Genomic DNA, 26,642 nt, shown 5'->3' on the forward strand with positions numbered 1-26,642 from the left:
TGCGTCTTTTTTTCGGACAGGTCGGCGGGACAGTTTGCATCAGAAAAGCGGGCATAAAACGAGGGCAGATTCCAATGTCAGGCCGTCGCATTTCTTGATGTGCTGAAGAATGTTCGATAGCCTCGAAAGGCCGAGACCTGTCTCACTCGCGTGTCAAATGCTCCCATTCAACAATCAATGAACTGTATCTTTCACGAAACACTGTCTCTTCATCGCCCAGCAACGGTGTGGCTCGTGGTGAAAAGAAGGTCTTTCGAAGTGGGGCAATGATGCGCATGTCATCCGGATCGAGGTTTGACAGCATATGTTGCATCACCCACAGCCCCAATCGTCCGCCCTCTTCGGAGAGGGCGGGTTCTTCGCTAAAGTAGGCATATACGACACGGGTGTATTCGCTTCTCACCTTTGCGTGCAGGGCGTCCCGTATTCGGATTGTGCCACCTGGCTCTTCGATTCGTAGGTTGCCGTGCACGCTTTTGGGGGATGATCTCAACCAGTTCATTTGACCAACGCAATTTTGCGCTGAGAAGTTCAAGAACGCCGTCTTTCAGCAACGGGTATAGTCGCTTGAGCCGTTTGTTCGACTCTATGCGGGCATCGGTCAGTTGTGCAAGATCACCGTTGCCCGAGATATGCTTCTTCACATCTGACCAGAAAGCCCCATGGAAATCTCCACCTCGGCTTCGGTTGCCGCCTGCCTCTTTCTTGCGGTCAAGACGGACATCCTCTTTTAAAATAGAACGCCGTAACGGAGGTGGCGCATAGAATAATTGCAGCGCTTTTCGAAGAGGAATATCCAGAACAGACATGCGACCTCTGTCAGGATGGTGATGAAACCAGCCATGGCAAGGGCAAGAAGGGCTAACATCGGCAAGCGAGCATCCTCCGGCCTTTCGCTCGTTTTGCGGCCGTCGGGAGTGGAGGGGGCCGTAGTGTTCAACCCTTCCGTCCGAGTTTGGGCAAAACCAGGTCGCCGACGCTATACGTATGGAATTCGCTGGTTGAGACGGCGACGAGCTTACGGAATTTTTCAACGAAAACCGGATCGGAAAAGAACTCGTCTACGTTGCTTGCACCCTGAATTGCTTCAATGTTGACCACGGTCAGCCCGTCAGTGCTCTTGGCGAGATTGCTCCACAGAAACCCCGGCTTTCTCTCTGCCACGTAATGCACCACGTCTTGAATGATTTGAAACGCTTCATCCTGCTTTCCCGGATGGGCATGAACGACGTTGACGATAAAAATGGTAGGTTCCGGAGAGGCGGCAAATCCGGCGGCGAACTTCATATCCATGTGTCTTCCTCTGATGAAAATCGGCATTGGCTGCCGCGACAGGCTGGATATCGGCTGCGCGATACGCGATAAATGGTCTGGTATTCCGATAAGAGCGGAAATTTATTCCTTAATAGGATGGACATGGATAAGCTTGGTGCGTTGGGTATTTTCGTTCAGGCGGCGGAAGGCGGCAGCTTTGTTGCGGCCTCTAAGCGACTTGGTCTCTCCAGCTCGGCGGTTGGCAAGGCAATCGCGCGTCTTGAACAGGAGATGGGGGTGCGCCTTTTTCATCGCTCAACGCGCAGCATGACACTGACGGAGGAAGGCAGCTTTTTTCTGGATACCTGCCGGCGTATTCTGTCTGAACTGGATGTGGCGCAGGCGCAGCTTTCACGGTCCCGCAGTAAGCCTCATGGCCTGTTGCGCGTGAGTTTTCCCCTGACAGGCGTGCTGCTGATGCCAGCGATATCGGCATTCATGAAAGCTTACCCCGAAATCACCCTGGACCTCGATTTCACGGACCGCCTGGTTGACGTGATCGAAGAAGGTTTCGATGCCGTTGTCCGTACCGGTGAAATGCGTGACACGCGGCTGATGAGCCGCAAACTTGGCTCCTTCAGGCACCGGATAGTCGCCTCGCCTGGATATTTGCAAAGAGAAGGCGTGCCGCTGGCGCCGGAAGACCTGCAACGCCATCGCTGCATGCACCACCGATATGCCAATTCAGGCAAACTGGAGCCATGGCCGTTGGCCAGAGACGGCAAAGTCTTGCATGTCACGCTGCCAACAACGACAGTGGCCAGCACACTTGAACCGCTCATCCACCTCGCCGAGAACGGTTTGGGCATAACCTGCTTGCCCCATTTCGCAGTGGCCCAACATATAAATGAGGGGAAGCTGGTATCGATACTCGACGGCTTCACAGCAGAAGCGGGCATCTTCCGTGTTCTTTGGCCGACGAGCCGTTATCTATCACCGAAGATTCGCGTCTTCGTGGACTTCATGGCTGATAATTTGTTCACGGTGGAGAGAGGGAAGCAGGTCGGTTTGAGAGAGTGAAATTGTAACTGTCGCAATTTCTCCTGCTGAAAGTGAAACCAGTTTCATCGATATTGGCACAGGCGTGGGCCTTGGTGAAGATATAGCTCCGTCGTTTCGACCGTAATGTGGTCGAAAACTGCCAGTCAGAAACGCGTCTCCATTGCCGACATTACCGTACAATTCACACACGCACTCCAAAGCGGTCATTCCGCTTTTTTAGTGCTAACGACTATGATGGGGTGGGAAGGAGACCTGCGGCTTCTGGTGAGTGGCTGGCTAAAGGGGACACTGCGAAGTAACTTCACGAACTCAACCGAGAGCTTGCAACCCTTTGTGCGAAGTCCAGGTTTGTCAGGCGAGGAAGAGTTGGCGCAGAGTCTGTTGGCGCTCAGGCCTGTTTTTTCGCCGACGGCGTCATTTCTCGGAGGACCGGCGCAAATCGGGCTCCGATAATGCGGTGCGTTTCGGCGTCGGGGTGCAGCCGATCCGGCAGCGGCAGACGCTCATGGTCCAACGCCCCGTATAGTTCCAGCCCATCAAGATAACGCATATTGGCGTCATCGCGCACGCGTTGCTCGACGATGGCTTTGAGATGTTCGCGGACAATGCTCAGGGTGAGCTTGCCGGCGCGTGTTTCCTCGGGCTGGCCGAGAGCAACAAACTTCGTCTCGCCCTTGGCCAGGGCGTCAAGGTCGAACATGCCTGGGCCGGGCGTCATTTCATGAATCGGACAGTAGATCGGAGACACGACCAGGAGCGGCGTTTTTTGGGTGTCCGTCCCTGATGGTATCAAGAAGGTTCTGTCGCGAATTTTTCACTTCTGCTGCGCTATTGTCGCTTCGGTGCGGACGTTGGGTGAGGTGACAGGGTATGGCAATCGATTTCAAAGGGGCTCATTTTCCTAAAAGTGTCATCCTTTACGCCGTTTTCTTTTACGTGCGCTATCCCGGTTCCTATCGTGACTTGCAGGAAATTATGGCCGAACGTGGTGTGAACGTTGACTATGCAACATTGAACCGTTGGGTTGTCCGTTACGCGCCACAGATCGCAGATCATGCACAGAAGCGTAAACGTCGAACGCTTGCGTCATGGCGTGTTGACGAGACCTATATCAAGGTTCGTGGTCAATGGACCTATCTGTACCGAGCCGTTGATCGTGACGGCCAAAAGGTTGATTTCATGCTCGCCGAACGCCGAAATCTCGGCGCTGCACGGCGGTTCTTCAAGAAAGCCATCACTAGCAACGGTGTTCCAGACAAAATTGTCATTGATAAAAGCCGAGCCAATCTGGCCGGAGCACAAGCTGTAAACACAATCCTGAAAATCACCGGTCACAGCAAGATGATTGAAATCCTGCAGATTAAATATCTCAACAACATCCTTGAGCAGGATCACCGGTTTATCAAGCGAATTACCAAACACATGTTGGGCTTCAAGGCATTTCATTCAGCCTCAGAGACAATCGCGGGCATCGAAGTGGCACATATGATCCGCAAGAACCAATTTGCCAATGACAACCGCTCGCCATTCGAGGTCTTTGCGGAGCTTGCAGCATAATTGCGTCTGAAGATCAGGCCGCTTTTAACCTGATGAAAAATTTGCGACATAACCATTACGCGCTTTGTGCCATGCGGCCAGATCCAGAAGAATTCCGGCAAGTGCCATACCTTGGCTCGTCAGCGAATATCCGACGCCGCTCGTCTGGTTGCGGACGATCAGTTCCGCAGCTTCAAGTTCACGTAAAGCGCGCACCAGAACCCGGCGATTTGCCGGAACAAGGCGTTTTTGCAACTCTGGTACCCCGATAGGGGTCTCAGCAAGTGTGACCACTATGGACGCCTTCCATTGTCCTCGAATGGTTTCCAGACCTGCGGCAAGATCACACCACTGATGAAGGAGACCTTTGTTACGCTCGTGCGTTGTCGTCCAATCCGGGACAGCTATGTCAAAATTGTCAGTCTGGTCCATCGCTACTGCTTGCCTATGATGCGCTGCGTAAAAACAGTGTGAGATTACTATGACAGATCAATTATTTCTCGGCTTCCATCACTATTCGATACGATGCCCAAACCTGCCACGATCAGTTTCATTCTACGAGGCTCTGGGCTTTCGACAAGTGCATCACTGGCAATTGCCGCAATATTCGATAGAGCAGGCCGTGATGATGCAAGCACCCGATCACAAGAGCTGGATCGAGCTGTTCGATCTTCAGGCAACGATCCCCATGCAAGGCAATCCGGCAAGCCATCCGCAAGAAGTTGTCACAGGTGCGCTCGCCCATATCTGTCTAACGGTTTCAAATCTCGACCTTGCCGTTCAACGAATTGTGGAAGCGGGCGCCACGAAACTTTACGGGCCTGAGACGCTGGAACTCGGAACGCCAGCCATCACCGTTCACAATGCTATTTTCGAGGGCATAGCAGGTGAGATCATCGAACTCCTCGAACCGGTAACGTTTCCCGGAGACATCAGTGACGTTTAAAGCCTGGTGACAATTTAAAGCGCCCGTTCGCCATGCGGTTCGGCCCCTCACCCACAACGGACCGATCAATGCAATCGCCATTAAAGCAATAACCGACCCTGTCCAACAGGCACATATTCACTTTTGTATCACTTTATGATCTGAAAAGATTTCTACAAGCGAAAAGGCTCAGTCTTACATCTGTTCTTGTTTTGACCGCCGTCGGTATGGTTGTCGTGTGGCAGGCATGGGCTGCCAATGATCGCGTTCAGTTTCCGGAGAATTATAAAGACGGGGTGCATTACGCGACCGTCAATCGCGGCGGGATTCGCGAAGAAATCTTCGCGAACCTCGAAGCCATCACGGCGGCGAAGGCCGGGCAGCCGACGCCCGATATGCCTCATCAACGGCATGATGCACTTAGGATAGCTTCTCCAGCCCAAGTCCTGCTAGTTAACCACGGTCCCGTCTCTGACATGCTACAGGCGTCGATGCGGCGACTGCGGCACGCTGCGTCCAGATAGGAGACCTCATGCCGTCAAATGTCGCACGGTTGGAGGAGTTCCAGCAGCAAGTCAGGGCCATCATGCCCCGTGTCCTGCTCCGCGGCACCCCCCCCCCTGTGTCGGCGCCGTGCGATTCGTTGATGATCGACGTCTCTGGCTCAATGCAATCGCTCCTGGCCGAAGGTTTTCGAGGATTACACCGCGTACTGGGGCGGTGGCTTCGAGACGATAGCCCTGGTAGACGACGGGATCAGGATGCGCTGCACCGTCGATGAAGTCGTTCATCTTGCAAGGGAGTACGTCGGCGGCTCCACCTCTCTCGCCGACCCGTTGCGTATTCTGGTAGAAGGGCGCAAAGGAGTGGTCGTCCTTACCGATGCCGAGGGTCGCGACCAGATCGAGGCACTACACAGCGAGTTCGTGGTCACCTCCTCTGCACTCGGAGACCTGGGTCTCTTCTGCGTTGCAACTTCGAAGGGCCGTTGAGCACCTCAAGCGCCAAAAAGTTCCTGTCTCCTACGTCGTGTAAGCTCAGTGGAAACTGATAATAAAGCCACACTACATGTGCAATGATCTTCTGGAAAACGGTGGCGTCTAACTTGAACAGGCTGGTCTTCGGTCATGCTCTGTGAATATCACCGCGCTCAGCAAAATCCTTTAGGCGACGCCACCGCTTGTAGTACTTATTCAAAGATGATAGCGCGGAATGGTCTTGTTCCATTCGCGGGTTGTCACCGCTTCACCACTTTCCTTTGCCGTCAACACGCCAGAAATATAGAAATTCGCTGCGTCCGACTGCATCTTGGTGGTGCTTTCAATATCGATCATCCAGCCTTCGCGGCCCATCTGATAGCCCTGTGTCAGCACATAAGACGCGGACAACGGATCATTGTCATGGATACGCAGTTCACGCTTGAGGCTGTGGCTTAATTGCGTGCCGAGATCGTCAAAGCGCAAAATGCCTTCGCCGAACAGGCCACCAATGCCTTCCGTCACATAGAGCGTTTCGCCGGTGACGTGATCCTGCTCGGTCCAGCGACGCACGCTGCCCGGATCAAGCTGGGTCATAGGCGTTGCAGGGCCATGTGCTGGCTTCTGGAAGACGACCTTCGCGTCATCGGCGGATGTCGGGCGCACTGGCAGATCAAGAACTGATGAAACGGTGTCGAGCGTGAGTGTCACACGCTTTGGTGATGGCCAGACCATCGGCCAGTAGCCAGTTGCAACCGAAAGACGGATGCGATGGCCTTGCTTGAAGCTGTAGCCGCTATCGTTGAGCTTGATCGCAATTTCGTAGGTCTTGCCCGGTACCAGCATTTCCGGCTTGTCATGGCCGTTGATGTGGTTGAGGTTGAAGACCTGATAGCTGACGCGGGTGATGCGGCCATCGGGCAGAATATCGCTCAGACGCAGCGAAACCTGTGCAACCGGCTGATCGACGGTGAATGTCAGACGTGCAACTGGCGCGCCGAGAATTTCGAGGTTCTCGGTCAGAACAGCGGTGTCGAAGTTGAGCGAACCGCCGTCGTCAAGACGCTGATCGGTCGGGTGTTCGCCAGGGCAACCGGTCGCCATCCATTCGCCACCGGCCTTGCCGTGGCTGTTTGGCGAGGAAATCGAAAGCACACCCTTGGCTGCATCGGCCTTGCCCAGCGTGAAGTCAGCGCCAAGCGCGAAAGGCGTGTGTACGATTTCGGTCGAAGGCCAGTTCTGTTCGCCAACCCAACGGCCATTGGTAAAGTCGCGCGAGCCGGTGGGCTCGATAGTATCGCAGATATAGGCGCGGAGCTTCGGCTCATCCATGATGCCGGTCTCTTTGCCCTTAAGCCACTGGTCCCACCAGCGCACAGCTTCCTGCAAGAAGCCGATTGCCGGACCCGGCAGACCGTCCTGCGGATAGACATGGCCCCATGGGCCGATAATACCACGCGCAGGAACCTGAAGGTTTTCAAGCAGGCGCGGAACAGCATTGGTGTAGCTGTCGGCCCATGCGCCAATGGCGAGAACCGGGCACTGGATTGCAGACCAGTCTTCGCAGACCGAGCCATGCTTCCAATATTCGTCGTAATGCTGGTGTTCGAGCCAGAGCGCCGGGAAGAATGGCAGGCGCTCCAGACGTTCAATCCATGCATCGCGCCAGCCAGCGCCCACAATCGCCGGATCGAGCGGACGCGACTGATAGGCGAGCATGATCGTGCCCCACCAGAGATTATCATTGAGCAGCAGGCCGCCCATGTAGTGGATGTCGTCGCGGAAACGGTCATCGGTGGAATAGGCGGTGATGATCGCCTTCAATGCAGGCGGGCGGCAGGCGGCAGCCTGAAGGCCGTTGAAGCCGCCCCAGCTCTTGCCCATCATGCCGACATTGCCGCTGCACCATGGCTGCTCCGCGATCCAGGCGATGACTTCCAGCGCATCGTCCTGCTCCTGCTGGATATATTCGTCAGCCATGTGGCCGTCGGATTCGCCCGTGCCGCGCATGTCGACGCGGATCGCGGCATAGCCGTTCTGCGCGAAGTAGCCATGCATTGGCTCGTCGCGGCCACGCGTGCCGTCACGCTTGCGGTATGGAATATATTCGAGCACGGCAGGAACGGGATTTTCCTCGGCGCCTTCAGGCAGCCACAGGCGCGCACCAAGACGGGTGCCATCCTTCAGAGTGATCCACAGATGCTCGGTGACGTTTACGGTCATGATCGGTTCCAATTTCAATGAAGAGAAGCCGGTGCGGCATTAGCGCCGCATCGGTAGTTCAACTGGCGGCACGTGCTTTCAGGATGTCGTCCAGCCAGTCGCGGCGCAGCTCCGGAACGGATGTGATGAGTTGCTCCGTATAGGGCTCGTAAGGCGGTTCGAAGATTGCCTTCGTGGTGCCGGTTTCGACCACCTTGCCCTTCTGCATCACCATGGTGCGGTCGGCGAGCCGACGGACGACGCCAAGGTCGTGGGTGATGAAGAGATATGACACATGCAATTCGTCCTGCAACTTGCGCAGAAGTCTGAGAATTTCCTCCGCGACAAGCGGGTCGAGCGCCGAGGTGACTTCATCGCAGATGATGAGATCAGGCTTTGCTGCCAGCGCGCGGGCGATACAAACACGCTGCTTCTGTCCGCCGGAAAGCGCGCCCGGCAGGCGGCTGGCGAAATCGGCAGGCAGGCCGATGAGTTCAAGCAGGCGCTTGACCTCAATCTCGCGCTGGTCCTCATTCATGCCGAAATAGAACTTCATCGGACGCCCGATGATTTCACCAACGGTCTGGCGCGGGTTCAATGCCACATCAGGCAGCTGGTAAACGAGCTGAATGCGGCGCAGTTCTTCGCGGCTACGCTTTTTGTAGTTCGCTTCCAGCCGTTGCCCGGCAAGCGTGACGATACCGCTTGAGTGCGGCGGCAGGCCTGCAATGATGCGCGCAAGTGTTGATTTGCCGGAGCCGGATTCGCCCACAACCGCAAGCGTTTCGCCGCGACGAATGTAACAACCCACATCGGTCAGAACGAGTTTCTTGCCGTAATAGGCGGTTGCGTTTTTCACCTCGAGCAGGATTTCGCCGGTCTTGTGCTCGGCCTGTTCGCCCGAAATGCTGGCTTCACGCTCGGACACCAGACGCTGGGTATAGTCCTGCTTGGGTGCTTCGAGAATTTCTTCCGCAGAACCAAGTTCGACCATCTTGCCATGACGAAGAACCATGATGCGGTCGGCGATTTGGGCTACCACTGCCAGGTCATGCGTGATGTAGAGAGCAGCAGTGTTGTAACGCTGGATCAGGCTGCGCAAAAGCGCCAGCACTTCGATCTGGGTCGTCACATCAAGTGCGGTGGTCGGCTCGTCCAGCACCAGAATATCCGGGCGGCAGGACATGGCCATGGCGACCATGGCGCGCTGCAACTGACCACCGGAAACCTGATGGGGATAGCGGTCACCAAAATTGTTCGGGTCTGGAAGCTGCAGCGCGTGCAACAGTTCCAGCATCCATGCCTTTGCTTCCGCTTTGGTCATGAGGCCGTGATAGAGCGGGCCTTCCATGATCTGATCGCCGATGCGATGCGCCGGATTGAACGACGCCGCCGCACTTTGCGCGACGTAGGCGATGCGCGCGCCGCGCGCCTTTTCACGGGTCTCGCGAGAGCCGTCCATCAGCGAAATATCGTCAACGACGACCGTGCCCTTTGCGATCCTGCAGCCGCCACGGCCATAGCCCATTGCAGCCAGACCGATGGTGGATTTGCCAGCACCGGACTCGCCAATGAGCCCCAGCACTTCACCACGCTTCAGCGTCACATCGACATGATCGACAAGCGTTGCGCCATTGGGTGCTTTGACGACGAGGTCGGAGATTGAAAGTACGATATCCCTGCTCATCGATCAGCTCCCTGCGTGGTCGTGCGTCCGGCGAGAAGCCAGTCGACGACGAGGTTGACGCCAACGGTGAGGATGGCGATTGCAGCCGCCGGGAAAAGCGGTGCGTAGAGGCCGTAGAGAATGGCCTGCTGGTTGTCCTTCACCATGCCGCCCCAGTCCGCAAACGGTGGCTGGATACCGAGGCCGAGGAACGACAGACCGGCCACGAAAAGGAAGGTGAAGCAAAAGCGCAGGCCAAATTCCGCGATCAGCGGCGGCAGCGTGTTGGGCAGGATTTCACGCCAGATCAGCCAGCCGAGACCTTCGCCGCGAAGGCGGGCGGTTTCGGCATATTCCAGCACATTGACGCCTTGCGCAACGATGCGCGCCAGACGGAACACGCGGGTGGAATCGAGCAATGCGATGGTGATGATCAGCACGGGCAGCGAAGAGCCGAGCGCCTGAAGGATGACGAGCGCCGAAATGAGCACCGGAATGCACATGACGGTATCGACGATGCGCGACAGGATCGTATCGACCCAACCACCGAAAATGGCGGCAAGGAAACCGAGAGGCACGCCGACGCTGAACGACAATAGCGATGCAGCCAGTGAAACACCAATCGACATCTGCGCACCAAAGAGCAGGCGCGAGAGCATGTCGCGGCCATTCTGATCGAGACCGAACCAGAACTGCGCCGATGGCGGATCAAATGGCGCGCCGACAATATCTTCCTGACCATAAGGCGCGATCATTGGGCCAAACAGGAACATGAGAAGGCACAGCGTGACAATGGCGAGGCCGACCCACGCCGTCAGGGGAATAGATTTCTTCATTGTCTTCACCGTGGGTGCCTCAGGCGCGGATTGAGCGCGATGGCAGCGACATCGGCGATGATATTGAGAATGACATAGGCCCCACCGAAGACGAGGGCCGCAGCCTGCACGAGCGGAAGGTCACGCTTGGAAACGGCGTCAACCATGAAGCGGCCAAGGCCATTATAGTTGAAGACAGCTTCGACGAGCACCACGCCGGTGATGAGGTAGGCGATGTTGAACGCTACAACATTGACGATCGGCGCTGCCGCATTGGGCAAGGCGTGTTTGGTCACAACGCGCTTGGTGCGCAGACCTTTCAGATAGGCTGTCTCGACATAGGCCTGATCCATAACCGACAAAACTGCGGTGCGGGTCATGCGCATCATCTGCGCAACGGTCACCAGGACGAGGGTCAGTGCGGGCAGGGCGGTTGCCTGAACCCATTCGAGGAATGTCATGCCTTCATAAGTGTCGGCAAGGCTCGGCAGAAGGTTGAAGCGGATCGACAGGAACAGGATCAGCAGCAGACCGAGGAAATATTCAGGCAGTGAAACAAAGGCGAGCGCCACAATATTCACGACGCGGTCGAAGATGCCGCCGCGCTTTACCGCTGTGACGAGGCCAAAGAGAATGGCGATAGGGACGCTGATCACCGCTGCAAAGGCTGCAAGCGCCATCGTATTCCAGAAACGCGGCCAAAGGAGATCGGCCACCGGCTGCTGGTTGGCAAGCGAGGTGCCGAGGTCACCGGTCACGAAACCGGCCAGCCATGAGAAATAGCGTGCGAGGACAGGTTGATTGAGGCCGAGGTTCTCGCGGAGCGTCGCAAGCGCTTCCGGCGTGGCATTCTGGCCGAGAATGGCTGAGGCCACGTCACCCGGCAGGATCTGCGTGCCGGCGAAAATCAACGCCGACACGAGGAACAGCGTGAGGATCCCGAGCCCCACACGCTTGGTAATGAGAACGAACATTTATGCTTCCAGCCAGACTTTTTCGGCAAGGCGCGCACCCATCAGATTGAACATCGGATGCGTGGTCACGCCCTTGAGCTTTTTGGAGGTGGCGTCGAGATAGTCGCCGAACATTGGAATAAGCGCGCCGCCATCATTGCTGATCATGGCTTGCAATTCGGCGTAGATTTCCTTGCGCTTGGCCTGATCAAGCATCGCACGGGCTTCAAGCAGCTTGGCGTCGAAATCGGCGCTCTTCCAATGCGTATCGTTTTGCGATGCGTTGGATGCGTAGGCGACCGACAGGGCCTGATCGGCAGTCGGGCGACCACCACGATAAGACATGCAGAACGGCGCTTTCATCCAGACATTGTCCCAATAGCCGTCAGCCGGTTCACGCTTGATATCGATCTCGATGCCCGACTTGGCGGCGGCGGTGCGGAAGATCGCAGCGGCATCGACAGCGCCCGTGAAGGCTGCATCGGAAGCGGACAGCTGGATTTTCAGCGAATCCAGGCCGGCCTGTTTCAGATAGAACTTGGCTTTTTCCGGGTCATAGGCGCGTTGCGGCAGTGCTGCGTCAAAGAACGGGTCGGTGCTCGGGATCGGGTTGTCGTTGCCGAGACGTCCATAGCCGCGCAAGGCGGTCTTGAGCATCTGTTCACGGTCGATGGCATGCTTGACGGCAAGACGGACATTGTTGTCGGTGAATGGTGCCTGCGTGCAATCCATCAGGAAGGAGAAGTGCTGGCCGCCGGACGACTGGACGATGTTGAGGTTCGGATTGCGCTTCAACAGATCGACGGTCTTAAAGTCGAGCTGGTTGATGGCGTGCACCTGACCGGACATCATGGCGTTGGTACGGGCAGACACATCGTTGATAACGATGACTTCAACCGCATCGACCCATGCCGTGTTCGGCTTCCAATAGCTTTCATTGCGCGTGAAACGCGAACGCACGCCCGGCTGGAAACGCTCGAAAACGAAAGGTCCGGTGCCGACCGGCTTGTTGAAATCGGTCCAGTCTTTCGGAACGACGAGGAAGTGATAATCGGACAGGATGTAAGGCAGATCGGCATTGCCGCTCTTCAGCGTGATCTTGACCGTGCCAGCATCGACCTTGGCGACATCGGTGAATTCCGAGGCGAGCGAACGCGCGCCAGATGTGGTTTCGCCGCGATGAAGGTTGATCGAATAGATGACGTCGTCGGCGTCAAGCGTCTTGCCGTTATGGAAGGTCACGCCCTGACGAACCTTGAAGGTCCATTCCTTGGCGTCGGCTGACGGCTTCCAGCTTTCGAACAGTTCAGGCACAGCCTTGTTGTTGGCGTCGATTTCGACAAGACCGTTCATCAGCATGTAGGCCTGATTGACCGGAACCCAGTCCTTCAGAAGGCGCGGATCAAAATTGTCGGTCGTGCTGCCGCCGCCGATGCCGAGCTTGAGCACTCCGCCTTTCTTTGGCGCGCCTTCGCCTGCCGCCGCAGCGGGCGAGGTGATCAGGCCGCTCATGCCGGTGATGCCCGCCAGACCGAGGCCGGCTGCGCCCGCCACGAAAGAACGACGCGTCAATTGAAACTGGCTTTTTTGCTCAGGCATTCTGTACCCCTGTGTTTAAGTCATAGCTTATCGGCTTTTGCGGGTGGGGTAGCTTACTGTAGCCCTTATTTTCAAGGGTTGATGTCGGATTTCTGGGCATGACTTTTAAGCATACCCTCATGCGAAATGTGTGTCTTGGCATTTGCGCGAACAGGAATAAAGGAGCGTCCAACAGTACCGGCAGGGGCGTTTTTCCGTAGGGGAAGCTGTCCCTGCTTTTTCAGATTTGGATGATCCTGGAGATCGAAAATGGGTTTGCCGGATGTTATCGGCTTGGTGGGCGCGTTCTTTTACCTTCTTGGCTATGCGCTGATTCAATTGCGTATTTTTACCGTCGACGATCCGGTCATTCCGCTGCTGAATGTGCTGGGCGGCATCGCCCTGATCTATTCGCTGGCCTGGAACTTCAACCTCGGTTCCTTTATTTCGCAGGTTGCCTGGCTGGTGATCACCGTTTTCGGATATATCCGCTTCCGCATGGTGTCGCGCCGCCGCGCCGCACTCCCGCAGGAATGATGCGTTTCGCCGATCCGATCATCTTTACGTGATCGGATCGGTTCCATTGCTCGCAATCAGCCAGTCGGCCACTTCCCGTACGATTTTTCGCTGGTGACGGTCGGCAGGTCGCATCAGATAGAAATAGGCGTCCGACCGCATCATGTGGCTATGCACGGGCACCAAAGTCCCGCTCGCAAGCTGTTCCTTGATCAGCCATGTCCAGCCGAGCGTGATGCCGATGCCTTGCGTTGCCGCGGCGACGCAAAGGCCGTAATCGCCGAGCCGCCATTCCAGCGCGCCGATGGGCGGCGACAGTCGGGCGTCGTGCCACCATTCCGGCCATCCCTGCCACTCGCGCATCGTATCTTCGATAGCAAGCAGCACAGGCGCTTCCTGCTCCATGATATTGGGCACACCCGGCGCTGATACCGGCACGACTTCCTCTCGTCCGAGGACCGTCAGATTGACGCCGATGGGGCGCTCTTTGCGATAAAACAATGCAAGGTCGAACTCATCGAGGCGCAAATGGGCGACGTCATCCGTTACGCGCAGCCGGATTTCGATGCCTGAGATCTCTGCTTTCAACTTGCCTATGCGCGAGAGAAACCACTGGTCGGCAATGCCGCGCGAACAGGCGATGGTGATCTGCCGGGGGCCTATCCACGCCCGAAGGCCATCTGTGACAGCGCTGAGATCGCCCAGGAGCCGACTGACTTCCGAGGCATAACTTTCACCCATGGCAGTCAGTTGTACGCCAACCGGCAGACGATTGAAGAGCTTTGAACCAATGAAGGCTTCCAGCTTGCCGATCTGTCGGCTGACGGCGCTCTGGGTAAGGCCCAGTTCCTGACCTGCACGGGAGAAACTGCCAAGTCTGGCCGCGCTGTCGAAAACCACCAGCGCATTGAGCGGGGGCATGGTTTGACGACCAACTGCCAAAGTTTTATCTCCATTTCGACGCGGTACCACGTTCCACAAGTCTGCGCTGCCTGCGAAAATGTAGTCATTCTGACTTCAGAAAACTTGAAGACCATCAGAAATCAGGCGGCTTGCTGATAGGCCGGTTTCTCGTCAAGTTGCAACATTTTTCATAGTTGCGGAAGCAATTCGACAAACGTGTCCATCTGGAAGCCGAATAGGTCGCCCCCTTCAATCTCTACTTGACTGGTAATCAGATGGCGGTTCGTTAGTCGGTATTATTTTATTGATTTGGGAATATTCATCTTTCCACGTGTCGCGAAAGAAATCTGTTAAGTTCTTTGTGTTGCGGTGCTCGGCCAGTGAAGGCTTCGACATAATATGGAACACGGGCTAGCCGCAGTGCAGTCTTTTCTTGCGTTCGAATAGAGATATAGCCAATCTGCACAAGATATATAGTGCGCGCGCGTACATCGGCTATGTCTTCATCAAATCCGAAACGTTCAAACATCCGCGAAAGACCCCGAAGACGCAATACGTCGGCCTTCTGCACTTCGTTTTCAACTTTTTCTGATTGAAGGGCCCAACTGCGGATCGCGAATTCAAAAGCAGGGTCAAATAGATCGCTATCAAACCAGCAATCAAAAACGTTCAAAACGGCTTCTTCGATTGTTTCTGCATAGGCGTTTGTCTGTCGCAGTAGAGCACCTGTATTCTTATCGCGCCAACGCGCGATAAGAGTGTCGAGCAATTCTCGACGGTCCTTGAAGAACCAGTAGAAACTGGTGCGTGACAGATCGAGCCGCTTGGCCAGTGATAAAATGCGCACGGCCTCCACGCCGCTTTCGATCAGTGCATCATAAGCCGCTTTAAGCCAGATGTCGGGCGATCCGCGCCATCCTGTTTCGTTTGTCATCGGTCGTTCCATAGTGTCAGTTCTACCAGACAATCGACGTTTGGCAAGAAGACCAAACAGCTTTGTACGGCAATATGACACTTATGATTATTAAATTGACGGTTATGTACATTTCCAGCTAGCCTTGCTGAAAACCACAAATGGGAACGATCGAATGTCAGCCGATCCGCTGTTGCAGCTGCTTACCATCAAGCATCTGACGCTTCGTAACCGCATCATGCTCACCTCACATGAGCCAGCCTATGCAGATGACGGCATGCCGAAGGAGCGTTACCGCGCTTATCACGTCGAACGGGCCAAGGCCGGTATCGCACTGACGATGACGGCAGGCTCAGCCTCGGTGTCAAAGGACAGTCCGCCTGCTTTCAACAATGTGCTGGCATACAAGGACGAGGTGGTGCCCTGGTTGCGGATGCTGGCGGATGAGTGCCATGAGCACGGCGCGGCGGTGATGATCCAGCTTACCCATCTCGGTCGCCGCACCCGCTGGGACAAGGGCGACTGGCTGCCCTCCGTGTCGTCGACTGCAAAGCACGAACCGGCCCATCGCGCTTACCCCAAGCGGGCCGAAGACTGGGACATTGAGCGCATCATCCGCGATTATGCCGATGCGGCGGAGCGGATGAAAGCTGCCGGTCTCGACGGTCTGGAACTGGAAGCCTATGGCCACCTGCTCGACCAGTTCTGGTCGCCGCTGACCAATGAGCTCGATGGCGATTACGGCGGTTCGCTCGACAATCGGCTGCGGTTTTCGTTTCAGGTTTTGAGCGCCATTCGCGAGCGGGTCGGCCCGAATTTTCTGGTCGGCATTCGTTATGTGGCCGATGAGACGCTTGAAGGCGGCCTGACACGGGCGGATGGTCTGGAGATTTCCCGCAGGCTGAAGGACAGCGGTCTGGTCGATTTTCTCAATGTCATTCGCGGCCATATTGAAACCGATGCCGGTCTCACCGACGTCATTCCCATTCAGGGCATGCCGAGTGCGCCGCATCTGGATTTCGCGGGCGAAATCCGGTCCAGCACCGGAATAGCGACGTTTCATGCCTCCAAGATTCAGGATGTGGCAACAGCGCGCCATGCCATTGCATCCGGCAAGCTCGACATGGTCGGCATGACGCGTGCCCATATGACCGATCCGCATATCGTGCGCAAAATCCTTGAAAAGCGGGAAGAGGAAATCCGCCCCTGCGTCGGCGCGAATTACTGCCTCGACCGGATTTATCAGGGCGGTGCAGCCTATTGCATCCATAATCCCGCCACGGGTCGCGAGACCTCGATGCCGCATGTGGTCAACAAGGCTGAACAAAGCCGCCGCATCGTGGTTGTCGGTGCGGGTCCCGCCGGGCTGGAAGTCGCGCGCGTCAGCGCCGAGCGCGGCCATAAGGTCGTGGTCTTCGAGGCGGCGAGCCAGCCGGGCGGTCAGGTGCGGCTGACAGCGCAAAGCCCGCGCCGTCGCGAGATGATGGGCGTCATCGACTGGCGCATGGCGCAGTGCGAAAAGCTCGGCGTCGATTTTCGCTTCAATGCCTGGGCCGAGGCCGACACGGTAACGGCGGAAGCGCCGGATGTGGCGATCATAGCGACCGGCGGCATGCCGGAAATGAACCTGCTTGGCGCGGGCAACGAGCTTGCCGTTTCCGCCTGGGACATCATTTCCGGTGATGTGCGTCCCGGTACCAATGCGCTGGTCTTTGACGAGGCGGGAGATCATGCCGGGCTTCAGGCCGCGGAATTCATCGCCAATGCGGGCGGCAAGGTCGAGATCATGACTGCCGACCGCACATTCGCACCGGAAGTTATGGGCATGAACCTCGTGCCCTATATGCGAAGCCTGCAAAAGAAGGATGTCACTTTCACCGTCGGCTATCGGCTGGAAGGCATTCACCGCGACGGCAACAGGCTCGTTGCGCGGATCGGCAGCGATTATGGCGCGCCTGTCAGCGAGCGCGAATTTGACCAGATCGTCATCAATGACGGTACACGTCCCATGGATACGCTGTATTTCGAGCTGAAACCCCTGTCCCGCAACCTCGGCGCGGTGGATTACGACGCCCTGATCGAAGGGCGCAGGCAGGCCGTTGTCAGAAATGCGCAAGGCGCTTTCGAGCTTTACCGGATTGGCGATGCCGTTACGGCCCGTAACACCCATGCGGCCATTTATGACGGGTTGCGGCTGGGCAAGGATCTGTAGTCAGAGGCATGACCTCATAACTAAGAGTTATGAAGTCGTAGACATTTTTTGCCTTTGTATTCTTTCCAGCGGTCACTATCGTGATGAAGATAAAGGGAACGTCGGCGGCATAATAAATAATCAAGGTTCCGCCAGAACGAGCATAGATCCAGCGTGTCTTGCAGGCATTTCCGGCCTGCATCCGCGTAAAGATGGGACTGTCGCGATGAACGATAAAAAAGGGGAGTGCGGTTATTGAACGCAATGCGACCGACTTTGGTGTCAGGGTCTGCTGGCGTGGAAAATGCGCCTGCCTCCGCATCGAAACTCATACGCCTTGAGGGGTTGAGCAAACATTTCGGGGCGCATCTCGTCCTTGAGAATATCGATCTGGAAGTTGCGCAAGGCGAAGTGCTGGCAATCATCGGTCCCAGCGGCTCGGGCAAGAGCACGCTTCTGCGTTGCATCAATTATCTGGAAAGGCCGGATGGTGGTCTCCTGACGGTCGGCAAGGTGAAGCTCGACGCCACTCAGGCGCCGCGTGCTGCGCAGCTGAAAGAGTTGCGCAATACGATTGGCATGGTGTTCCAGTCATTCAATCTGTTCCCGCATATGAGCGTTCTGCGCAATGTCAGCCTGCCGCAGGAGCGCGTGCTGGGCCGCAGCCGCGCGGAAGCCGAGGAGCGGGCGATCCAGCTTCTCGAACGCGTCGGTCTTGCTGACAAGGCGACGCAATATCCCGGCCGTTGTTCTGGCGGTCAGCAACAGCGCATCGCCATTGCGCGCTCGCTGGCGCTCAATCCGCAGGTGATGCTGTTCGACGAGCCGACCTCGGCGCTCGATCCTGAACTGGGGCTTGAGGTACTTGCCGTCATGCGCGAGCTTGCCGAAAGCGGCATGACCATGCTCGTGGTGACCCATGAAATGGGCTTCGCGGAAAATGTCTCTGATACGGTCATGATCATGGCTGATGGGCGCATCACCGAGAAGGGCGCATCGAAGGATGTCATGCGCAATCCGCAAGAGGAACGCACGAAGCGGTTTCTTCGTGCGGTGCATGACCGATGACAGCGGACAATGTTCTCCTCATCCTGAGCGGCCTGCCATGGACCATAGCGCTGACCTTGGGTTCCTTCGCAATTGGCTGCATTCTCGGCGTCCCGCTTCTTGCCGCGCGTCAGGCGCGCCTCGCACCAGTACGGTGGATCGCGGCTGGGCTGATCCAGATCGTGCGCGCCCTGCCGCCGATCCTCTGGCTGTTCATCATCTTCTTCGGCATTGGCATGGGCATCATGCCGATCAATCCGTTTGTGGCGGCGCTGATCGGTCTTGGGCTGATCGCATCGGCCAATATGGCTGAAATCTATCGCGGCGCGCTGGCCTCTCTTCACCATGGCCAGTGGGAAGCGGCGACGGCGTTGAATTTCGGCACCCGCCACACGCTGGTTGATGTGGTCGCGCCGCAGGCCTTTCGTGTCGCGCTGCCATCGGCGGCGAGCTATCTGATCGGGCTGATGAAGGAAACCGCCGTTGCCTCGACCATCGGTGTCGCGGATCTCGCCTTCCGGGGCAATCAGGTGTCGCAGCTCACCTTCAAGGGCATCGAGGTTTTCGCGCTGGTCGGCCTGTTCTACATCTTCCTGAGCCTCCCTGTCGCGTGGCTGTCGCGCTCTGCCGACAGCTATCTGAGAGCAAAGGTGGCACGCTGATGTTTCCAACCTCTGAAGAATTCTACGAATGGATGCCTGCGCTGCTCGGCGGGTTGCAAATCAGCTTGCAGGTGGCGGCGCTGAGCCTCGCCATCGGCATTCCGCTTGGGCTTCTGCTGGCGCTGGGCGTCGGTGCAAAATCGCGCTTCAATCGCTATCTGAGCCTGTTTCTGGTCGAGATCGGGCGCGGCGCTCCGGCGCTGGTGCTGTTGCAGTTCATATATTTCGGCCTGCCTGCGACGGGTCTGACGATGACTTCATTTTCTGCTGCCGTGGTGGCGCTGGCCTGGAATACGGGCGCTTACACGAGCGAGATCATTCGCGCGAGCTTGCAATCGATCCATCACGGCCAGCGCGAGGCGGCAGAGGCGATGGGCTTCAATGCGCTTGACGAACTGCGCTTTGTCCTGCTGCCACAGGCTCTGCGCGTGGCGCTTCCCGCGCTCCTGGGCTTCGCGATCCTGATTTTTCAGGGCACGTCGCTCTGCTTCACGATTGCCCTGCCGGAACTCGTCAGCAACGCCTACGAAATCGGGTCCAACACGTTCCGCTATATGCCTGCCTTGCTGCTGGCCGGCTTGCTCTATGCCACGATCTGCGTTCCGGCAGCATGGATCGTTTCCTATGTGGAGAAGCGCTCATCCGCTTACGCCACCCGATAAAACCCAACGCAACAATAAATGCCCACAACAATAAAGGGGAGTAGCAGATGAAAAATGGGATGATACGCAAAGGTGTTCTCGGCGCCGCATTGCTTATGGGCCTGTCTTCGGCAGCGTTCGCAGAGGATTGCAAGCCGAAGCATGAGTTCAAAACCATCACGCCGGGCACACTGACGATTGCCGTCACCACCTATGCACCGCATTCCTTCATGGATGAGAGCGGCAAGCTGAAGGGTCTTGATGGCGATATCGCAACCGAATTCGCCAAACGCGAATGCCTGACCGTCAAGCCGGTCGCCGTCGATCCAGCCGCGGCCATCCAGTATGTGCTGTCGGGTCAGGCCGATATCACCACTGGCGACTGGTATCGCACCGCCGAACGCGCCAAGGTGATGAACCTTTCCTATCCGCTCTATAAGGACCAGATGGGTCTTTATTCCAAGGATGGCGCCAAGACTGTCGAGGAACTGGTCGGCAAGAATGTCGGTACCGTTCAGGGCTATCTCTGGGTCACCGATGCCAAGAAACTTCTGGGTGCAAAACTGCGCCTTTATCCGAACTCCGTGAACATGCATCAGGATCTTGCATCCGGGCGCATCGACATCGGCATCGACGGTTATTCGACCGGCGCTTATGCGGCCAAGAATGGCACGCTCAAGGATATCAAGGTCGAGGTTGCACAGCCTGATCCGCGCATCCGCGCCACCAAGGAAGCGGCGCAGGCAAGCCTGCCTTATGCCAAGAGCGCGACAGATTTCGGTGCGGCACTCGATGCCAATATCGAGGAAATGCACAAGGACGGCACGATTGCCAAAATCCTGAAGTCCTACGGTCTCGATGAAAGCGCCGGTGACACCGGTGCGCCGAAGCTCATCGAGTAATTCCATCATCATGAGCGGATGCGGCGGCTGACAGCCGCATCCGCAACCACCTGCATAATGGCATATTGCGGAGGTGCCGCCATGGCGCTCGATCACTATTTCCTTCTCGGTCGTTCCGGTCTTCGTGTCAGCCGTCTGGCGCTTGGTACGATGACTTTCGGCAATGCCGGAATCAGGGGGATCGGCGGGTCGTGGGGCACCGACGAGGGCAATGCGCGGGCCATTTTCGACCGCTATCTGGAAGCGGGCGGTAATTTCATCGACACGGCGGATTCCTATGGGGCGGGTCTCAGCGAAACTTTGGTCGGCAAGTTCGTCGAGGAAGCTGGCGCACGGGATCGCGTGGTCATTGCGACCAAATATTCGAACAATCTGCAGCCGGGCAATCCCAATGCCGGCGGCAATGGCCGCAAGAACATGATGCGGGCGGTCAACCAGTCGCTGAAGCGACTGAAGACCGATTATATCGATCTCTATATGGTGCATACCTGGGACGGGATGACCCCCGTGGAGGAGGTAATGCGCGGCTTCGATGATTTGATCCGTGCGGGTAAAATCCGCTATTGCGGCCTTTCCGACGTGCCCGCTTGGTATGCGGCGCGGGCGCAAACCTGGGCGGAAGCGCATGCGCTTTCGCAGCCGATCGGCCTTCAACTGCCCTATTCGCTGGTCGAGCGCAGCATCGAGCAGGAATTCGTGCCGCTCGGTCAAAATCTCGGCCTTGGCATCACCGCATGGAGCCCGCTGGCCATGGGGCTTCTGTCGGGTAAATATCGCGCGGGCGGCGAGGGTCGCCTGAACCGCGACAATGCCGAAGGGCTGGGGCTTTTCACCGAACGCAACACCCGCATCGTCACGGCGCTGGCCGAGGTTGCAGATGCCATGGACAAGCCGATGGCGCAGGTCGCCCTCAACTGGGTGGTGACACAGCCGGGCATTGCGGCAGCCATTATCGGCGCAAGCAAGCTTGCGCAGCTCGACGACAATCTGGGTGCGCTCGCATTGACAATTCCGGATGAATTGCGTGCCAGACTGGAGGGTGCAAGCGCCCTTCAACCCACTTATCCCTATTCGCTTTTCGCGCCGGATTATCAGGCGGGCATTCTCAACACCGGCGTTTCGGTCGGTGACAAGCCTGCCGGTTATCAGCACCCGCATTTCGTCCCGAAGGTCGGTGAATACGCTTTCGGAAAACCTCCCAAGAACGACTGATCAGTCTTAAGGAACCACCATGAACGACATGCCCGCGAAGGTGCGCTCTGTCGCTGCCGTCGAACCAGCCCTTTTTGTCCTCACGCTCGATTGCGATGACAAGCCCGGCATCGTGGCGGCTATCACCACGGAACTGGCGGCCATCGGCGGTAATATCGTGGAAAGCAATCAGTTTCGCGACAGGCTGACCAACCGCTTTTTCATGCGCATTGCTTTCAGCGCGCCGCTTGGCATGTCGCGTGAGGCGATAGAGCACGCACTAAAACCGGCAGGCGAGCGTTTCGGCATGAAATTCGTAGTGGCCGATGCCACCCGCAAGCCGAAGATCGTTCTCATGGTGTCCAAATTCGATCACGCCATGCTGCATCTTCTCTATCAGATACGCGTCGGCTGGCTGAATGCCGAGGTCGTTGCCATCGTTTCCAATCATGAAGATAGCCGCGAAACGGCAGAAAGTGCGGGCATTCCCTATCATTCATGGGGCGTGAACAAGGACAACAAGGCCGAGCAGGAAGCCCGCCTGATCGATCTGGTGCGTGAGACGCAGGCCGATCTGGTGGTCCTCGCACGCTATATGCAGGTGCTATCGGATAATCTGTCCAACCGCCTGTTCGGCAAGATTATCAACATCCACCATTCGTTTCTGCCATCCTTCAAGGGTGCAAAACCCTATCATCAGGCGTTCGAGCGCGGCGTGAAGCTGATCGGTGCAACGGCGCATTATGTGACGCGGGATCTCGATGAAGGCCCGATCATCGAGCAGGAAACCGAGCGCGTCACGCATTCCATGAGCGCGGAAGATTTCGTCGCCACCGGGCGCGATATCGAAAGCCGGGTTCTTGCGCGGGCGGTAAAGATGCATCTCGAAAACCGCGTCATGCTCAATGGGCACAAGACGGTGGTTTTCGCGCAATAGGCCGAGGGCCTATATATCCAGTTCCGCGTCTGCGCCCTGTTCGAGAAGCCAGTCGCGGAACAGTTCAGCCCCCCGCTTTGGCGGACGTTGAGCGGGCATGACCAGATGGATCGTATCGCCGGACCGATGAAAAATATGCGTGGCGGGCAAAAGGCGTCCGGCCACGATATGATCATGGACGAGGTGTTTCCAGCCAAGTGCTACGCCTTGTCCCTGCACCGCAGCCTCGATGGAACTGAGCGCGTCGGTAAAGACAAAATCCTGTTCAATGCGCGGGTTTGGTACGCCGGAACGTTCCAGCCATTCGCGCCAGCCAAGCCGCGAGCGGTGGCGCTCCTCGAAATGCAGCAGCGTGTGGTTCAGCAGATCGCTGGCTTCCTCGATCTGTCCGCGCTCCTTCAGATATGCGGGGCTGCAAACCGGCCAGACTTCCTCCGTCACGAAGGGCCAGGCGAGGATGCCCGGCCATTTGCCTCTCCCCAGACGCGCCGAAACGTCGATATCTTCTTCAAGCAAATCCTGATCGTCGCGGCTGCTTTCTTCGATGCGCAGCGCCACATCCGGATGCTTTTCCTTGAACCCTTTCAGACGTGGCAGAAGCCATAGTTGCACGAAGGACGCCGAGAATGACACGCGGATGATATCGCGCGAGTGTTTCTTGCGCATGGACGAGATGACCATGTGCAGATGGTCGAATGCTTCCTGCGTTTCGCGATAAAGCCGCTGGCCTTCCGCCGTCAGTTCCAGACGGCTGCGCTCGCGCCGGAAAAGCTTCAATCCGGTAGCTTCTTCCAGAAGCTTGATCGTCTTGCTCACGGCTGGCTGGCTGACATTGAGCTCTTCCGCTGCCGCCGTAAAGCTCAGCCGTCGGGCCGCCGCCTCGAACACGAAGAGGTAATTGGCCGAGGGGATGAGCGAGCGGAGTCTATGCATAATATGAAGTTATATCTTCGCGGATTTTTTATCAAGCTCACAGGGCGCAGGACCCTCTGTAATGTAACGCACAAAGGAGTCCGTATCGTCGCCGGGAGCGACGCTTCGGCAATCTCCAAATCATATATTGGAAGGGAACTTAGAATGCAGACTCATGCGCGCGCGGTTGTCATCGGGGGAGGTTGCGTCGGCGCCTCCATTCTTTACGGTCTGGCCAAGCGAGGCTGGTCGGATGTCGTTCTTCTGGAACGCACGCAGCTCACCGCCGGTTCCACATGGCACGCAGCAGGCCTGATCCCGTCCTATGCGCGCAGCATCAATATCGGCCGCATGATCAACAAATCCATCGAGATTTATGAAGGTCTGGAAGCCGAGACCGGCCAGCATGTCGGCTGGCACAAATGCGGCCAGTTGCGCATTGCCAACACACGCGACCGGCTGGACGAATATAAGAGCTATATGAGCGTTGCGGAAGTGCAGGGTCTGCGTGCCGAGCTTGTTTCGCCGGCACGCGCCCGCGAATTGTGGCCGCTGCTTGAAAACAATCATGACATGCTCGGCGCACTTTACCATCCGGATGATGGTCATATCGCGCCTGCCGATGTCACCATGGCGCTGGCCAAGGGCGCACGCGACAGAGGCGCGAAGATCCATCTCAACACGCAGGTCAACGGTTTCGAGCGTCTGCTGAGCGGTGAGTGGAAGGTGAAGACCAATCAGGGCGACATCATCTGCGAGCATATCATCTCGGCCACGGGTAATTATGCCCGCCAGACCGGGGCGATGCTTGGCCTCGACATTCCGGCGATCCCGATCATCCATCAGTACTGGATCACCGATGCTGTGCCGGAAGTGATCGAGCGCAAGCGTCAGGGCCTGCCTGAAATGCCAATCCTGCGCGACGAGGGCTTTGAGGGCTATCTGCGTGAGGAAGGCGACGGGCTGATGTTCGGCCCTTATGAGAAGACGGAACATCTGAAGCTCTTTGCTGAAAACGGCGTGCCGGAATGGTTCGGCGCCGATCTTCTGGAAGAGGATTTCGATTCTGTTTCGTGGAATTGGGAACAGGCCATTGAGATGGTTCCCGCACTCGGTCGCGTTGGCATCAAGGCCAATGTGCGCGGGCCGTTCCAGATGACGGCGGATGAACTGCCGCTGGTCGGTCCGGCCTGGGGGCTGGACAATGTCTGGCTGGCCGAAGGCGTTCCGGGCGGCATCCTGTGGGGCGGCGCTATCGGCTATTATCTTTCGGAACGCATCGTGGAGGGCGGCAACAGCATCGACACGTCCGAACTCGATCCGCGTCGTTTCGGCGATTACGCCAACAAGAACTGGACCCGCGAAAAGGTGCGCGAATCCTGGGGCACCCATGCCGAGCAGCATTATCCGGGACAGGATATGCCCGCCGCTCGCCCGCAGAAAACCGCGCCGTCCTATGACCGCCTGACGGAACTGGGCGCTGTCTGGGGCTGCCTCAACGGTTGGGAAATGCCCAACTGGTTCGCGCCTAAGGGCGTCGAGGCGAAGGATCAGTATAGCTGGCGCTGGACGGAAAAGGGCAAATATGTCGGCGAGGAAGTTGAGGCGGTCCGCAATGCGGTCGGCCTCGTCGAAATGACGCCAATGACCAAATTCGAGGTCAGCGGTACCGGCGCGGAAGCGTGGCTCGATGGCATTCTCGCCAATCGCCTGCCGAAAATTGGTCGCGTCAACCTTGCGCATCATCTGACCAAGAAGGGCAGCGTGCAGGCGGAATATGTGGTGTCGCATCTCGATGACGGCACGTTCTACATGATCTCCACTCCGCGCGCCGAACGCTGGAACTTTGACGATCTGTCAAAGCTGCTGCCGAAGGACGGCAGCGTCACCCTGCGCAATGTGACCAATGATCGGGGTTGCTTCACAATCGTCGGACCGAAGGCGCGTAACATGTTGCAGTCGCTTACCGAAATCGATCTGTCCAACGAAGCATTCCCGTGGTTCGGCATCAAGTCTGGAACGGTCGGCCTTGCCAGCGATGTGCGCCTGCTGCGTGTCAATTATGAAGGCGAACTGGGCTGGGAGCTTTATCATCCGCTGGCCTATCAGCGGCATCTGCTGGAAGCCTTACTTGCGTCTGGCAAGGAGCACGGTCTGCGCCTTATCGGCCTGCATGCGCTGGAATCGCTGCGTCTCGACAAGTCCTATCGCGCCATGTACCGCGACATGAACACCGAGCTTAGCGCCTGGGAAAGCGGCCTCGAACGCTTCATCCGTCTCGACAAGGGCGATTTCATCGGCAGGCAGGCGCTGGTTGAGGAAAAGGAACGCGGCATCAAGCGCCGCTCCGTCACGCTTGCGGTTGAAACCGATGGCGCCAGCACGCTGACCTGCGAGGGTATCTGCCATAATGGCAAGCTGGTGGGTCGCGTCACTTCGGGCAGCTATTCCTACACGTTCGGGCACGATATTGCCCTAGCGCTGCTGCCGGTCGAGCTTGGCGTGCCGGGCACCGAACTGGAAATCCCGGTTCTGGGTGAGATGCGTAAGGCCCGCGTGATCGAGGATTCGCCCTACGATCCGGAAGCCAAGCGCGCGCGCCTCTGATCGTCCGTCCAATAGTTAGTGCGAACCGGCTCCGATATATCGTTACGATGATGCGGTTCGCCGCAAGGAAAGGTTAGCCCATGAAGGCAGTTGTCGCAGTAAAACGTGTCGTCGATTACAATGTTAAGATCCGTGTGAAGGGCGACGGATCTGGCGTTGAGCTTTCGAATGTGAAGATGTCGATGAACCCGTTCGACGAGATTGCGGTTGAAGAGGCGATCCGTTTGAAGGAAGCAGGCAAGGTCACGGAGA

The 26,642-nt window shown here is 57.2% G+C and carries 25 protein-coding genes and 2 pseudogenes; 14 read left to right on the forward strand and 13 right to left on the reverse strand.

Annotated features, from left to right (window positions below):
* Positions 1–142 precede the first annotated feature (142 nt).
* Positions 143–535, reverse strand: a complete 393-nt coding sequence (locus JAU75_RS22530; RefSeq protein WP_199058730.1) for a hypothetical protein — start codon at positions 533–535, stop codon at positions 143–145.
* Positions 536–936: 401 nt separating this feature from the next.
* Positions 937–1,293 carry an antibiotic biosynthesis monooxygenase gene (locus JAU75_RS22535; protein ID WP_199058731.1) on the reverse strand — a complete coding sequence of 119 codons (357 nt, stop codon included), beginning with the start codon at positions 1,291–1,293 and terminating at the stop codon, positions 937–939.
* Positions 1,294–1,416: 123 nt separating this feature from the next.
* Here JAU75_RS22535 and JAU75_RS22540 point away from each other — a divergent pair, with 123 nt between their 5' ends.
* Positions 1,417–2,334, forward strand: a complete 918-nt coding sequence (locus JAU75_RS22540; protein ID WP_199058732.1) for a LysR family transcriptional regulator — start codon at positions 1,417–1,419, stop codon at positions 2,332–2,334.
* A 370-nt stretch (positions 2,335–2,704) separates the two neighbouring features.
* On the opposite strand, the gene JAU75_RS22545 is transcribed toward JAU75_RS22540, so the two are convergent.
* On the reverse strand, positions 2,705–3,016 hold the full coding sequence (locus JAU75_RS22545; protein ID WP_199058733.1) for a hypothetical protein: 312 nt from the start codon (positions 3,014–3,016) through the stop codon (positions 2,705–2,707).
* 170 nt (positions 3,017–3,186) lie between these two features.
* On the opposite strand from JAU75_RS22545, the gene JAU75_RS22550 reads away from it, so the two are divergent.
* Positions 3,187–3,873: an IS6 family transposase gene (locus JAU75_RS22550; protein WP_199058734.1), complete on the forward strand. Its 687-nt coding sequence runs from the start codon at positions 3,187–3,189 to the stop codon at positions 3,871–3,873.
* A 24-nt stretch (positions 3,874–3,897) separates the two neighbouring features.
* On the opposite strand, the gene JAU75_RS22555 is transcribed toward JAU75_RS22550, so the two are convergent.
* Positions 3,898–4,284: a helix-turn-helix domain-containing protein gene (locus JAU75_RS22555; protein ID WP_199058735.1), complete on the reverse strand. Its 387-nt coding sequence runs from the start codon at positions 4,282–4,284 to the stop codon at positions 3,898–3,900.
* 49 nt (positions 4,285–4,333) lie between these two features.
* On the opposite strand from JAU75_RS22555, the gene JAU75_RS22560 reads away from it, so the two are divergent.
* On the forward strand, positions 4,334–4,798 hold the full coding sequence (locus JAU75_RS22560) for a VOC family protein (RefSeq protein ID WP_199058736.1): 465 nt from the start codon (positions 4,334–4,336) through the stop codon (positions 4,796–4,798).
* A 740-nt stretch (positions 4,799–5,538) separates the two neighbouring features.
* Complete coding sequence (locus JAU75_RS22565) at positions 5,539–5,769, forward strand: hypothetical protein (protein ID WP_199058737.1); 231 nt, start codon at positions 5,539–5,541, stop codon at positions 5,767–5,769.
* Between the two features lie 25 nt (positions 5,770–5,794).
* Here the strand turns inward: JAU75_RS22565 and JAU75_RS24150 are convergent.
* From JAU75_RS24150 to JAU75_RS22590, 6 genes and pseudogenes are all read right to left on the reverse strand, one after another.
* A pseudogene (locus tag JAU75_RS24150) lies at positions 5,795–5,906 on the reverse strand (IS6 family transposase); the annotation flags it as partial.
* Between the two features lie 64 nt (positions 5,907–5,970).
* Complete coding sequence (locus JAU75_RS22570) at positions 5,971–7,977, reverse strand: CocE/NonD family hydrolase (protein ID WP_199058738.1); 2,007 nt, start codon at positions 7,975–7,977, stop codon at positions 5,971–5,973.
* 58 nt (positions 7,978–8,035) lie between these two features.
* Entirely contained in the window at positions 8,036–9,643 is a 1,608-nt protein-coding gene (locus JAU75_RS22575) for an ABC transporter ATP-binding protein (protein WP_199058739.1), read from the reverse strand.
* A complete protein-coding gene (locus JAU75_RS22580; RefSeq protein WP_121539578.1) occupies positions 9,640–10,458 on the reverse strand; it encodes an ABC transporter permease in 819 nt (272 codons plus the stop codon). Before JAU75_RS22580 ends, JAU75_RS22575 begins: the two co-directional genes overlap by 4 nt.
* A gap of 5 nt (positions 10,459–10,463) precedes the next feature.
* Positions 10,464–11,411 (reverse strand): ABC transporter permease, encoded by a 948-nt coding sequence (locus JAU75_RS22585; RefSeq protein WP_199058740.1) that lies wholly within the window; start codon positions 11,409–11,411, stop codon positions 10,464–10,466.
* Complete coding sequence (locus tag JAU75_RS22590) at positions 11,412–12,989, reverse strand: ABC transporter substrate-binding protein (protein ID WP_199058741.1); 1,578 nt, start codon at positions 12,987–12,989, stop codon at positions 11,412–11,414. It lies immediately after the preceding gene.
* A 249-nt stretch (positions 12,990–13,238) separates the two neighbouring features.
* Here JAU75_RS22590 and JAU75_RS22595 point away from each other — a divergent pair, with 249 nt between their 5' ends.
* Positions 13,239–13,505: a cyclic nucleotide-binding protein gene (locus tag JAU75_RS22595; RefSeq protein WP_199058742.1), complete on the forward strand. Its 267-nt coding sequence runs from the start codon at positions 13,239–13,241 to the stop codon at positions 13,503–13,505.
* Positions 13,506–13,529: 24 nt separating this feature from the next.
* Here JAU75_RS22595 and JAU75_RS22600 read toward each other — a convergent pair whose 3' ends face one another.
* Both JAU75_RS22600 and JAU75_RS22605 read right to left on the reverse strand, forming a co-directional pair.
* Positions 13,530–14,426: a LysR substrate-binding domain-containing protein gene (locus JAU75_RS22600; RefSeq protein WP_199058743.1), complete on the reverse strand. Its 897-nt coding sequence runs from the start codon at positions 14,424–14,426 to the stop codon at positions 13,530–13,532.
* A gap of 280 nt (positions 14,427–14,706) precedes the next feature.
* Entirely contained in the window at positions 14,707–15,333 is a 627-nt protein-coding gene (locus tag JAU75_RS22605) for a TetR/AcrR family transcriptional regulator (protein WP_199058744.1), read from the reverse strand.
* A gap of 142 nt (positions 15,334–15,475) precedes the next feature.
* On the opposite strand from JAU75_RS22605, the gene JAU75_RS22610 reads away from it, so the two are divergent.
* From JAU75_RS22610 to purU, 7 genes are all read left to right on the forward strand, one after another.
* Entirely contained in the window at positions 15,476–17,512 is a 2,037-nt protein-coding gene (locus JAU75_RS22610; protein WP_199058745.1) for an NADH:flavin oxidoreductase, read from the forward strand.
* Between the two features lie 234 nt (positions 17,513–17,746).
* Complete coding sequence (locus JAU75_RS22615) at positions 17,747–18,559, forward strand: amino acid ABC transporter ATP-binding protein (RefSeq protein ID WP_371836234.1); 813 nt, start codon at positions 17,747–17,749, stop codon at positions 18,557–18,559.
* On the forward strand, positions 18,556–19,200 hold the full coding sequence (locus JAU75_RS22620) for an amino acid ABC transporter permease (protein WP_199058746.1): 645 nt from the start codon (positions 18,556–18,558) through the stop codon (positions 19,198–19,200). The genes JAU75_RS22615 and JAU75_RS22620 overlap by 4 nt, the downstream gene beginning before the upstream one ends.
* Positions 19,200–19,862, forward strand: coding sequence for an amino acid ABC transporter permease (locus tag JAU75_RS22625; RefSeq protein WP_199058747.1), 663 nt, complete (start codon positions 19,200–19,202; stop codon positions 19,860–19,862). Before JAU75_RS22620 ends, JAU75_RS22625 begins: the two co-directional genes overlap by 1 nt.
* A gap of 47 nt (positions 19,863–19,909) precedes the next feature.
* A complete protein-coding gene (locus JAU75_RS22630) occupies positions 19,910–20,743 on the forward strand; it encodes a transporter substrate-binding domain-containing protein (protein ID WP_078338139.1) in 834 nt (277 codons plus the stop codon).
* A gap of 81 nt (positions 20,744–20,824) precedes the next feature.
* Positions 20,825–21,955, forward strand: coding sequence for an aldo/keto reductase (locus JAU75_RS22635; protein ID WP_199058748.1), 1,131 nt, complete (start codon positions 20,825–20,827; stop codon positions 21,953–21,955).
* A gap of 19 nt (positions 21,956–21,974) precedes the next feature.
* Positions 21,975–22,871, forward strand: coding sequence for a formyltetrahydrofolate deformylase (purU, locus tag JAU75_RS22640; protein WP_199058749.1), 897 nt, complete (start codon positions 21,975–21,977; stop codon positions 22,869–22,871).
* 9 nt (positions 22,872–22,880) lie between these two features.
* On the opposite strand, the gene JAU75_RS22645 is transcribed toward purU, so the two are convergent.
* Positions 22,881–23,804: a LysR substrate-binding domain-containing protein gene (locus JAU75_RS22645; protein ID WP_199058750.1), complete on the reverse strand. Its 924-nt coding sequence runs from the start codon at positions 23,802–23,804 to the stop codon at positions 22,881–22,883.
* A gap of 144 nt (positions 23,805–23,948) precedes the next feature.
* Between JAU75_RS22645 and JAU75_RS22650 the strand changes: the two genes are divergently transcribed.
* Both JAU75_RS22650 and JAU75_RS22655 read left to right on the forward strand, forming a co-directional pair.
* Positions 23,949–26,390, forward strand: coding sequence for an FAD-dependent oxidoreductase (locus tag JAU75_RS22650; protein ID WP_199058751.1), 2,442 nt, complete (start codon positions 23,949–23,951; stop codon positions 26,388–26,390).
* 80 nt (positions 26,391–26,470) lie between these two features.
* A pseudogene (locus JAU75_RS22655) lies at positions 26,471–26,642 on the forward strand (electron transfer flavoprotein subunit beta/FixA family protein); the annotation flags it as partial.

The sequence above is a fragment of the Ochrobactrum sp. Q0168 genome, from assembly GCF_016427605.1.
In the GTDB taxonomy this organism is placed as follows: domain Bacteria; phylum Pseudomonadota; class Alphaproteobacteria; order Rhizobiales; family Rhizobiaceae; genus Brucella.